Origin of the sequence: Paraherbaspirillum soli (assembly GCF_042654985.1) — a bacterium.
GTDB lineage: Bacteria > Pseudomonadota > Gammaproteobacteria > Burkholderiales > Burkholderiaceae_D > Paraherbaspirillum > Paraherbaspirillum soli.
On record NZ_JBHSMT010000012.1, the window covers coordinates 254,399 to 265,128 of the forward strand.

Sequence of the window (10,730 nt, forward strand, 5' to 3'; positions counted from 1 at the left end):
GTCATTTTTCACCCTGCATCAAGCGTCATTTTTCATCCAGCATCAACTTTGCCTTTAGCCGTATTCATAAAAAAACCTACTAAGGAGAACGTCGCATGCGCATTTCGTCTGCCTTGCCTGGGCTGGTGCTATCCCTGGCTTTCAGCTCTTCCATCGCCCACGCGGAACTCTGCCGCACCGCCACCTCGGCGGAAGCGGCCAGCTATTCGACGCCGATGCAATCGCCGGGCATCGTCTCGCCGATCGACGGCACTTGTTGGATCCCCAGCATGACCGTCACCAGTTTCGACGGCACCAAACTGGCCGCCAATATTTTCCTGCCCAAGCGCACCAGCAGCGATCAGAAATTCCCGGCCATCCTGATGATCGCCAGCTGGGCCGCCCCCGGTCGCGTCGAATACATCGGCCAGCAACAACGGCTGGCGAAAGACGGCTACGTGGTCATGAGTTACACGGCGCGCGGCTTCTGGCTGTCCGAGGGTCAGGTCGACGTGGCCGCGCCGGCCGATGTGCGCGATGTGTCGTCGGCGCTTGACTGGATGCAAGCCAATGCGCCTATCGACATCAATAACGTCGCGACCAGCGGCATCTCCTACGGCGCCGGCCTGTCGCTGATCGCGCTGTCGCAAGATCCGCGCATCAAGACCGCCGCCGCCCTGTCCGGCTGGGCCAACCTGGTCGATCAGCTTTATCCCGCCGGCACGCCCAACAAGACCTGGGCGTCCATCCTCAGCCTGCTCGGCACCAGCACCGGCCGCCCGGCCCCCGAAGTGAATCAAAACATCCAGGCCCTGCTGTCGCCCGACACCCCGGCAGCGAAAATCGCCGAGATCAGCGCCTGGGCCAAGGCCCGCTCGCCGGCCAGCTATGTGGCGGCGATCAATAAGCGCGGCGCGCCGGTATTCATCAGCAAAAACTATCAAGACGACATGTTCACCCCGAACTCGTCGCTGGCGATGTTTGCGGCTCTGACGGTGCCGAAAAAGATGCTGCTCAACCCAGGCATACACGGCTCGGCCGAATTGTCGGGTGCTCTACTGGGCCTGGATAACTATCCCTACGACCAGGCTCACCGCTGGTTCAATCACTGGCTGAAGGGCGAGAACAACGGCATCGAGAAAGAGCCCAAGCTGACGATGCAGGTCAAGTTCAGCGATCGCCGCGAATCGTTTTCCAACTGGCCGGCGCCTGAACTGAGCAAGCAGACCTATTACCTGGCGCCGCGTGGCGGGCTCCGCTTCGATTGGGGCTGCTTCTGCGGCAAGGGCGACAAGGGAACCATCTCGACCGCGCCCAACACCGCGACCAGCTACGACCTGATCCAGAATCTGTTCGACACCACCGCCACCAGCGGCCTGATTCCTATCCTCTCGACGCTGGGCGAAACAGTCAATTTGCCGGTCATCAATTCATTGCTGACGGTCAGCCTGGCCGCCGGCGTGCGCTACGAGGCGCCAGCCCTCGCCGCCACGCAAAAAATCCGGGGCATCCCCAAATTGAATTTGAGAGTCACGCCAACGCAAGCGCGGGCGCAAGTGGTGGCCTATCTGTATGACGTCGATGCGATCGGCATCAGCACCTTGATTACGCATGGCGCATCGACGCTGCATTGGGCCACGCCGGGTCAGACCATCGACTTCCCGATCGAAATGTCGGCCATCGCCTATGACGTGCCGGCCGGCCACCACATCGGCGTCGTGATGGATACCGCAGACAGCCTGTATGCATCGCCGGTCCATCCCGGCGAACGGTTTGGCGTGCGCTTTGAATTCAATCCGAATCAGCAAGCCACGTTGGTTTTGCCGACGCTTTAAAAAATACCCGCCAATCCGTTGGTGCGGATTGGCGGGTCGCATGCACTAGGGTGCCTCGAAAAACCGTAGCGAGCGGCCCAAGGTCGGATCGAGAAGCACAGCCGTACAAACGGTACGGCGAGCATCACAGACCCGAGATTGGGCCGCGCAGTAGGTTTTTTATGCTTGCGCCGGCATTGTGTCGAAAAAACCGGTGATGCTTTGCAGCCGCTCGTCGCCCGCCAGCGTGCCGAAATCGGTGCCGGTCACCAGCGCCGGCCCTTGTTCCGGCCGCAGCTCCCAGCGGAAACGAATGCGGTCGTGATGGCTTTCAACATCGCTGGTCCGATAAAAGCGGTGACCCGGAAATTGTTGATGAACCCCGGCCACCATGGCGGCTATCCCGGCATGCCCGTCGCCTTGCATCATCGGGTCCAGATAGCTGGCGTTATCGGCCCAGGTGGCGGCGATCAACTCAGCACGACGGCCGGCATCGGTTTCGTTCCAGACGGCGATATAACGATCGATCAGATTGATGAGATGAGACATATTTTTCTCCAAGGTGTGTTGAAACGACTAGGGTTGGGACTTCCGGATGCAACTTGCCGGAGGTCTGACGTCATGATTATTCAAGCCGCGCACTACAACAATTACCTCGCAGGTAATGGGATCCGCGCGACGCTTACGCTATCCTCCGCCGCATGATGACTTCAACCCGACCGGTAGGCGATCTGCTGCGCGAATGGCGTCAGCGCCGACGCCTGAGCCAGCTCGACCTGGCTTGCGAAACCGACATCTCCACCCGCCATATCAGCTTCATGGAAACCGGCCGCTCGCTGCCAAGCCGGGCCATGGTCTTGCAGCTGGCGGAACGGCTGGAAGTACCGCTGCGCGAACGCAATGTGCTATTGGTCGCGGCCGGCTACGCCCCGCTCTTTCCCGAGCGCCAGCTGGCCGATCCGGCGCTGGATGCGGCACGCAAGGCAATCGACCTGGTGCTGGCGGGCCATGCACCGTATCCGGCGCTGGCGATCGACCGCCACTGGACCTTGGTGGCCTCCAACGCCGCCGTTGCGCCGCTGTTGGCAGGAGTTCCACCGGCGCTGCTGCAAGCCCCGGTCAATGTTTTGCGGCTCAGCCTGCATCCGGACGGCCTGGCGTCACGCATCGTCAATCTGGCGCAATGGCGCACTCATTTGCTGGAGCGTTTGCGGCAGCAGATTGCCGTCAGCGCCGATCCGGTACTGACGGCACTGATGGAAGAATTGTCGGCTTACCCGGTGCCGCCATCGACCGACACCAGCCACCAGGAATATGCCGGCATTGCCGTGCCGTTCCAGCTGAGGACAGAAAAAGGCGTGCTGACCTTCTTCAGCACCACGATGATTTTCGGCACGCCGGTCGACGTCACGCTGTCGGAGCTGGCGATTGAATCGTTCTTCCCGGCCAATGCCGAAACCGCCGCAGCGCTGCGGGAAAATTTGTAATATTCAAATGCAATCTTGGTAGTTCACTGCGACATTTTGTTTTGTTAATCTGCCCTGCAACAAATCAGCTTTTTCCAGGGACGAACAAAAATGAAAAAACATGCATTGCTATTTCTCGGCCTGACGTTGCTGTCCGGCCTGGCCAACGCCGACAAGCTGGACGACATCAAGAAGGCCGGCGTATTGCGGGTCGCCACTTTCGACGGCAATCCGCCGTTCGGCTTCGTCGATGAAAAATCGAAAAAAATCATCGGCCTGGACGTCGATTACGCCAACGCCGTGGCGCAGAAACTGGGAGTCAAGGTCGAACTGGTGGCGACCAATCCGGCCAACCGGATTCCGCTGCTGACCTCCGGCAAAGTCGATGTGGTCTTCGCCAACTTCACGATCAGCCCCGAGCGAGCGCAGGTGATCGACTTCAGCATCCCCTACTTCGCCTCCGGCCAGCAGTTCCTGGCTAAAAAAGGCGTCCTGAAAAACGCCGCCCAAATCAAGGATTTGCGCATCGGCACCGACAAGGGCACCACCATGGAAACCACCTTGCGCGAGAAATATCCGGCCGCCAAAGTGATCCTGTACGACGACACGCCGTTCGCCTTTGCCGCGCTGCGTAACGGCAACGTGCAGGCGATCACCCAGGACGGCGCCAAGCTGATCGGCTTGCTGGCCAATATCCCGGACAAGGAAAAATACGAAATCCCGGCATTTGCGATTTCCGAAGAATATGAAGGCGTCGGCGTACCCAAGGGCGAAACCCGGCTGGTCAATACGATCAACGACACGCTGCGCGAATTCGAGAAGAACGGCACCGCGCTAAAAATCTACGACAAATGGTTCGGCCCGAACAGCAAATCGCCATTGCCGCGCTTGTTCAAAATCGGCGATACCAAGTTAAGTCAGAATTGATGCCTCACTAAAGATTGGTCTTCTGTCTTGCACTGGCACTCCGCTAAGGGCTGCCAGTGTTTTTTTTATTGGTGTTGTGCGCACCATCCAACCCTGCACCATGTCCTGCATCACACGAAATGACTGAACTCCACGCCACCATGCTGGCGCCAAAATACCTGGTCTGGCTATTCGACGGCCTGTGGATGACCCTACTGCTATCCGCCGTCGTCACGGCATGCGCCACCCTGCTGGGCTTGTGCGTAGCGGCTGCGCGTGCCAGTGCCTGGCGGCCGCTGGAGCATGCAGCCGCTGCGTACGTCGCGCTGTTTCGCAATACGCCGTTGCTGGTGCAACTGTTCTTTTGGTATTTCGGCGCGCCCAATCTGCTGCCGGAAGGCGCGGCCGAGTGGTTGAATACGGCGCATCACCTGCCGCTGGCGGGATGGTTGACGCTAGCATGGCCCTCGTTCGAATTGCTGTGTGCGGCCATCGGCCTGAGCTTGTATTCCGCCGCCTACATCAGCGAAGAAATCCGCGCCGGCATGCGCGGCGTGCCGGCTTCGCAGCAACTGGCCGGCGCCGCGCTCGGCCTGACCCGGCTGCAGGTATTGCGCTATGTGACCCTGCCGCAAGCCGCCCGGATTGCGCTGCCGCCCTTGCTAGGCCAGGTCATGAACATCATCAAGAACACCTCATTGACAATGGCCATCGGCTTGGCCGAACTGTCCTACACCTCGCGCCAGGTCGAGGCGCAAACCTTCAAAACCTTTCAAGCCTTCGGGGTCGCCACCATACTGTATATCGCCGCCATCGCCGTGCTCGAATCGTGCGGCCAACTGCTGCAGCGACGGCAGCGGCTAAGCGGCCGCAACGGAGCGCGGCGATGAGCATGCAACTGAGCGTATTGAGCGACAACCTGCCCTATCTGCTGTGGGGCGCGTATCCGGACGGGCCGTTGGGCGGCGCCGCCCTGACCGTCTTGCTGAGCGCCGGATCGGCACTGGCGTCGGCAGTGCTCGGCGGCGTGCTGGGGATCGCGCTGGCGCTGTCGCGCGGATGGCCGAACCTGCTGCTGACCGCATTCCTCGGCTTCTTTCGGGCGATCCCGGTATTGATGCTGATTTTCTGGACTTACTTCCTGTTGCCGGTGCTGTTCCACATCAACGTGCCCGGCGTGCTATCGGTGATGTGCGCGCTGTCGCTGATCGGCGGCGCCTATCTGGCGCACTCGGTGCAGGCCGGGATTGACGGCATCCGGCTGGGGCAATGGGATGCCGGGCTGTCGCTCGGCATGCCGCGTCTGGCGGTATTGCGCCATATCGTGTTGCCGCAGGCCTTGCAAATGATGCTGCCGTCGTTCGTCAACCAGTGGGTAACGCTGATCAAGGACAGCTCGCTGGCCTACATTGTCGGCGTCGGCGAATTGTCGTTCGTGGCGGCGCAAGTCAACAGCCGGGTGATGATTTACCCGGCCGAGATCTTCCTGTTCATCGGCTTGATCTACTTTGCGCTGTGTTCAGGTCTGGGCTTGGCGGCGGACCGCCTGGCTGCGGCTTTCAACCGGACGCCTGCCACGTAGGGCGGATGAGCGCAGCGTTATCCGCCGTTTCACCGTGTTAGACGCACCGAACACAGGTGACGCATCAAGCGGCGGATAACGCTACGCTCATCCGCCCTACTCGGCTATATGCACCGCATAGGAGTAGGTTGGGCTCCAAAGCCCAACATTTTCATCTCCATCGCCACCAAACGCTGGGCTTTCCAGGCCAACCTACGGTCCTAGGCTTTGCGCTGCCTGGTTGGCAATTCGTTCAGGTAATCGACGCAGGCTTGAGCCTTTTCCGCCATCGTGCCGGAAGAAGCCAGCGCCCAGCGGAACATCACGTCGGTATCGAACGCGTTCAACGGCGGCGGAGAATCGGGGTCGCCGTGCTCATGGAGCAGCGTGTTGGCATGCAGCGCCGACAGACATTTATGAATGCCCTGGCTCATGTCGAGCGCGAGCGCGATGAATTGCGCCGCTTGGTCGCTGCGCAGGTCAGGATCCAACCATGAGAACGGTTGAAGATCTGCTGTAACTGGGATGGGTGGGGATGGGTAAGGCTTCTTGGTTTTAGTCATTACGACCTCCGAATTTGCTGTGAAGCCGCAAACCCGCTGTCAAACGGGTAGGCGGCAGATGGCAAGGTTGACAGACCGGTGCAAAACGGAAAACCGGCAGCCCGAAGGCTCCCTGCCACCGCCGCCCATAGGGGACGTGCAGAGGCAAACGCACAAATCGCATGGTGCGGTCTGTGCGCGTTTTGCGTACCAGGCTGTCAAACCTGTTCCCCCAATCCTGCGGGGACGGAAGCGACTATAAACGCTATCGGACGCGATGGCAATTCGCGCTGCATGTCTACTTGCACCGCATAGGGGTAGGTTGGGCTGCAAAGCCCAACATCTCTTTAATCGCTACCAAACGTTGGGCTTTGCAGCCCAACCTACGGTCCTACGGTTTTTCGCGGTGCCCGCAAGAACAAAAAAAGGGCTGCCAAAGGCAGCCCAAAAAGGAACATGAAGAAAACATAAAACACTTGATACGCCGGCAGCGAACGCCGCCGGCCTTGTCACAACCCGCTTACTTCGCGGTCCATGCGTCCGCCCAATGCGAGCCCTTGCCCGGCTCGTAGTGCGCCGGCGATTGACTGCACCAGCCGGTAGCTGGCCAAGGCTTGCACTCGTATAGCTTGCCGTCGTTGCTGACCACATCGCCCGCCTGGTAGTTGGCGCCGGCCTGGTATGCCGCATGGTCCGAGCCGCCGCCATTATCCGCTGGCTTGGCTTTCACCAGCACGGTGTGGCTGGCGGTCGACGACAGCTTGCCGTCGCTGACTTTCACGCTGAAAACGAACGGCGTATCGGCCGTCAGTTCGGGCGCGCTGAAGCTGGCTGTGGCACCGTTCGGCGTGGCATTGATGCCCGCTGGAATAGTCCAGGTATAGCTCAACGCGTCGCCGTCAGGATCGGACGACTCGGCGGCCGACAACAGCACCGCGGTGTTGGCGTCGACGCTGGCCGGCGCTGCCAGAAGCGCTACCGGCGCCTGGTTTTGCGTGACATTGGCGGACTTGACCGTCACCGCTTGCTTCAGTGTCAGCGTGTCGGTGCCGTCCGTGATCTCGACCGTGATCGTGCCTTTGCCATCCTTATCGACGTTGACCACGTTATAGCTGCCGGCTGCCTTGTTGCCGATGGTGCCGGTAAACAAGGCCGTAGGGCGGCTCCATTTGTAGCTCAGCGGTTTGCCGCTCGGGAACCGTGCGTCGACCGCGACGGCGAGCTTGCCGCCGGCCTCAACCGTAGCAGGCACCGTCAATGTGCCTGAAGGCGGCAATCCGGCACCGGCGGCCTTGACAACCACATCCTGCCCCAGCGTGAACTTCTCGGCGCCGTCCGAGACTTCGACGCTGACCCTGCCCTTGCTGTCCTTATCGACACTGGTGACGCTATAGCTGCCGGCCGGCTTGTTGCCGACGCTGCCGCCAAACAACGAGGCGGTACGGCTCCATTTGTAGGTCAGCGGTTTGCCGCTCGGATTTTCCACAGCCACACTGAAATCGATCTTGCCACCTGCCGTGACGGTGGCTGGCATAGTCAGCTTGCCGCTCAACGGCAGCGCCGCCTCAGCCGGCTTGGCCGTGACAGTCACATTGTCGGCTTTGGACAAGCCTTGCGGATCGCTCACGGTCAGGCGGAAGCCGAATTCGGTCGGCTGCTGTACCACCGGCGTCGTGATCGAAGCTACCGCGCGGTCGCCGTTGGTCAGTTGCAATGACGCGCCTGCCGTCTGCTCCCAGCGATACGTCAATTGCTTGCCTTCCGGATCGCTGGAACGGCTGCCGTCCAGCTGCACGGTCTGGCCGCCGGTGATGGTTTGATTGCCGCCGGCATTGGCGACCGGCGGTTTATTGAGCATCCCGCCGCTGCCCAGGTCGTGACCGAGGCCGTCATGCATCGCGTTGAGAATGTCGCCGTTGTCGGCATCGATTTCCCATGAGAACACACCGCCCAGTTTGTGATCGCGGACATAATTGCCCTTGGCGATGGTGGAGCGGGCATCGTCGTAAGTGATCAGCTCGCCGGTGCTCTTCTTGAACAGGGACGGTGCTTCAGCTGCGGCGTCGTAGCTGTATTCGTAGCCGTTGATGCCCTTGCCGGTCGGACCAGCCATGTCCTTGGCGATTTTCTTGTAATCGAGAATGCCGGGTTCCCAGCCGCCGGCGATGGCGCCCTTGGCGGTGCCGGTGAACGGATTGTTCGGATCTTTCAGATTCGATACGCCGCTCCAGCCGCGACCGTAGGCGGCGACCCCGACCACCAGTTTCTTCGGATCGACGCCCTGGTCCAGCAGCGCCTGCATCGAGATATCGGTGGTGTGCGCGCCCGGCTTCCATTTGGTGCCGTACAGCGCGGTCTGGTGGCCCAGATCGGTCATGCTCCACGCACCGTAGTAGTCGTAGGTCATGTCGAAGATGTAGTCCATGTACTGCGTGGCCTTCTTGTAATCGACCACGGCGATCTTGTCCTTGCTGGCGCCGATGGCCGAGGTCAGCTCATAGGTCTTGCCGGTATCCTTGCTGACGCGATCCATCATGGTCCGCAGTTCTTTCATCAAGGTCACGTAGGTCGCGCCATCCTTGCTCTTGTCGCCCAGCCTGCCGTTGGCGCCGCCGCCGCCCGGGAATTCCCAGTCAATGTCGATGCCGTCGAAAAACTTCCAGGTGCGCAGGAACTGTTCCATCGAATCGACGAACACCTTGCGCTTGGCGGCATCGCCAAAATGGAAGAACGGGTCCGACAATGTCCAGCCGCCGACCGACGGCAGGATCTTCAGATTCGGGTTGCGCTTCTTGGCCGCCATCATCTGGCCCAGCACGCCCTTCAATGGCGACTTGGCATCCTGTCCTGGCAATGTCATGCCGATTTCGGCCCAGGGATCATGGATCGCGACACTGAAATCCGGCAAGCCTTCGCAGGCTTTCTGCAGCGCTTGATACGGCGTGCCCGCATCTTTCAGCGAATCGTTGACGCCGTTGCCGCCGCAAATCGGCAAGAAGCCGTACAGGATGTGGGTCAGGTTTTCGACCGGCACGTTATCGACGTTGAATTTGCGGCCGTAGACCGACCAGGTGGCGAAATAAGTGCCGACCACCGAGCCGGTAGTGTTTGCGTATTTCTTGAAATTGGCGTCGGCGTTATTCGGCAGATCGTTAGCCAGCTCGGGCACGGTGTCGAACACGGTGACCGGCAGCGCGGTGCTGGTCGCGCACTCGCCGTTGGCATCGCAGGCGCGGACCTGCATCTGGCGCACGCCGGCTTTCTTGACATTGGTCTTGACCGTGCCCTTCTGGTTGCCGGCGGTCAGCGTGATGACGGACGCTTCATCCACCACGCCGTCGATCACCGCATAGGCCTTGGTCGCGGCGCCGCCGCTCCAGATGTTGAACGGCAGCGGCACTTCGACCTTGTCGTTCAGTTTGACGATGTCCTTGTACGGCTTGGCGCTGCCGGCGGCCTGCAGGTCGATTTGCACGAAGCCGTGCGGCACGGACGTGATCTCATCAGTAGACAGTTGCGGCGCGCCGGGCGCGGCGAAGGCGGAGGAAGCGCAGCAGAGCGAAACCGCAGCGGCCAGTACCGTGCGCGTCGCGCTTAGCGGCACCAACGTAAAGGTATTTTTAGAAGTCGATTGCATGATGTTTATCGAAATGATTGAAAGGGATTCCCGAGCGGCCGGAACCGCCGGACTGCGAGAATGGACAGATTCTTTCAAAACTGTGCAGGGGCTGCCAGCTTTCTCAAGACAATCTAAAAAACGCCGGGGGCGTTGATTGGCATTGCAAGCGAATCGGTTGTTGTCGATGCGCCTGACGTTGCTTTTACGGCGGACGGCGGCAAGAAGTAGCTCACCGGGGTCGGAGGCTGCGATGACGTAGTTAAATGGGGTCAGAGTTTTTTTTCGCCGGCCGTTTGACGAAAATTACTCTGACCCCTTTTAACGGGGCACGGAGTATGGGCGGTTGCATGCGTCGTTCGTCGTTACTTAACACGGTCGCTACTCCGCGGATACTAGTCGGGGGTTGGGCTGCAAAGCACAACGTTTGACGCGATAGCGGTGAAAATGTTGGGCTTTCCAGTTATGTAGGGCGGAAAAGCGCAGCCCTTGCAGGGCGCGTATCCGCTTGCAAGCGGATACCGTTCCGCAGGCAGATGGCATGCCATCTGAAACCCCTGCTACACCCTTCCGCCGTTTCGGACGCATCAAACACCGGCGGAGCATCCAGCGGCGGATAACGCTACGCTCATCCGCCCTACGCACGTAGTAGTTAATCGGGGACATAGTTTAAGAGGCACCGCAGTGTGCCGAATTACTGTGTCCCCGATTAACGGACCACGGAGCGCCGAGGGGTTGTTTTTGACGTTGCCGTTGAATTTGAATTCCGCATTGGGACGCTGCCAAATGTGGCGGCTGTCAGTCGGGAATTGTGGGAAGGCTTGTCTGAGCGCAGCGAGTTTGCCT

The 10,730-nt window shown here is 60.2% G+C and carries 8 protein-coding genes; 5 read left to right on the forward strand and 3 right to left on the reverse strand.

Going from position 1 to position 10,730, the window contains the following annotated elements; all coding sequences use genetic code 11:
• The first annotated feature begins 95 nt into the window (after positions 1 to 95).
• On the forward strand, positions 96 to 1,814 hold the full coding sequence (locus ACFPM8_RS07440) for a CocE/NonD family hydrolase (protein ID WP_378996594.1): 1,719 nt from the start codon (positions 96 to 98) through the stop codon (positions 1,812 to 1,814).
• A gap of 159 nt (positions 1,815 to 1,973) precedes the next feature.
• Here the strand turns inward: ACFPM8_RS07440 and ACFPM8_RS07445 are convergent, their stop codons facing one another.
• A complete protein-coding gene (locus ACFPM8_RS07445) occupies positions 1,974 to 2,342 on the reverse strand; it encodes a nuclear transport factor 2 family protein (protein ID WP_378996597.1) in 369 nt (122 codons plus the stop codon).
• A gap of 152 nt (positions 2,343 to 2,494) precedes the next feature.
• On the opposite strand from ACFPM8_RS07445, the gene ACFPM8_RS07450 reads away from it, so the two are divergent.
• The 4 genes from ACFPM8_RS07450 to ACFPM8_RS07465 all read left to right on the forward strand — a co-directional run bounded on the left by ACFPM8_RS07450 (position 2,495) and on the right by ACFPM8_RS07465 (position 5,747).
• Positions 2,495 to 3,280, forward strand: coding sequence for a helix-turn-helix domain-containing protein (locus ACFPM8_RS07450; RefSeq protein ID WP_378996599.1), 786 nt, complete (start codon positions 2,495 to 2,497; stop codon positions 3,278 to 3,280).
• Between the two features lie 90 nt (positions 3,281 to 3,370).
• On the forward strand, positions 3,371 to 4,186 hold the full coding sequence (locus ACFPM8_RS07455; protein WP_378996601.1) for an ABC transporter substrate-binding protein: 816 nt from the start codon (positions 3,371 to 3,373) through the stop codon (positions 4,184 to 4,186).
• Positions 4,187 to 4,305: 119 nt separating this feature from the next.
• On the forward strand, positions 4,306 to 5,055 hold the full coding sequence (locus ACFPM8_RS07460) for an amino acid ABC transporter permease (RefSeq protein WP_378996604.1): 750 nt from the start codon (positions 4,306 to 4,308) through the stop codon (positions 5,053 to 5,055).
• Positions 5,056 to 5,057: 2 nt separating this feature from the next.
• Positions 5,058 to 5,747, forward strand: coding sequence for an amino acid ABC transporter permease (locus ACFPM8_RS07465; protein ID WP_378996632.1), 690 nt, complete (start codon positions 5,058 to 5,060; stop codon positions 5,745 to 5,747).
• Positions 5,748 to 5,947: 200 nt separating this feature from the next.
• On the opposite strand, the gene ACFPM8_RS07470 is transcribed toward ACFPM8_RS07465, so the two are convergent.
• Positions 5,948 to 6,289: a hypothetical protein gene (locus ACFPM8_RS07470; protein WP_378996607.1), complete on the reverse strand. Its 342-nt coding sequence runs from the start codon at positions 6,287 to 6,289 to the stop codon at positions 5,948 to 5,950.
• 499 nt (positions 6,290 to 6,788) lie between these two features.
• Complete coding sequence (locus tag ACFPM8_RS07475) at positions 6,789 to 9,905, reverse strand: glycosyl hydrolase family 18 protein (RefSeq protein ID WP_378996610.1); 3,117 nt, start codon at positions 9,903 to 9,905, stop codon at positions 6,789 to 6,791.
• Positions 9,906 to 10,730 lie beyond the last annotated feature (825 nt).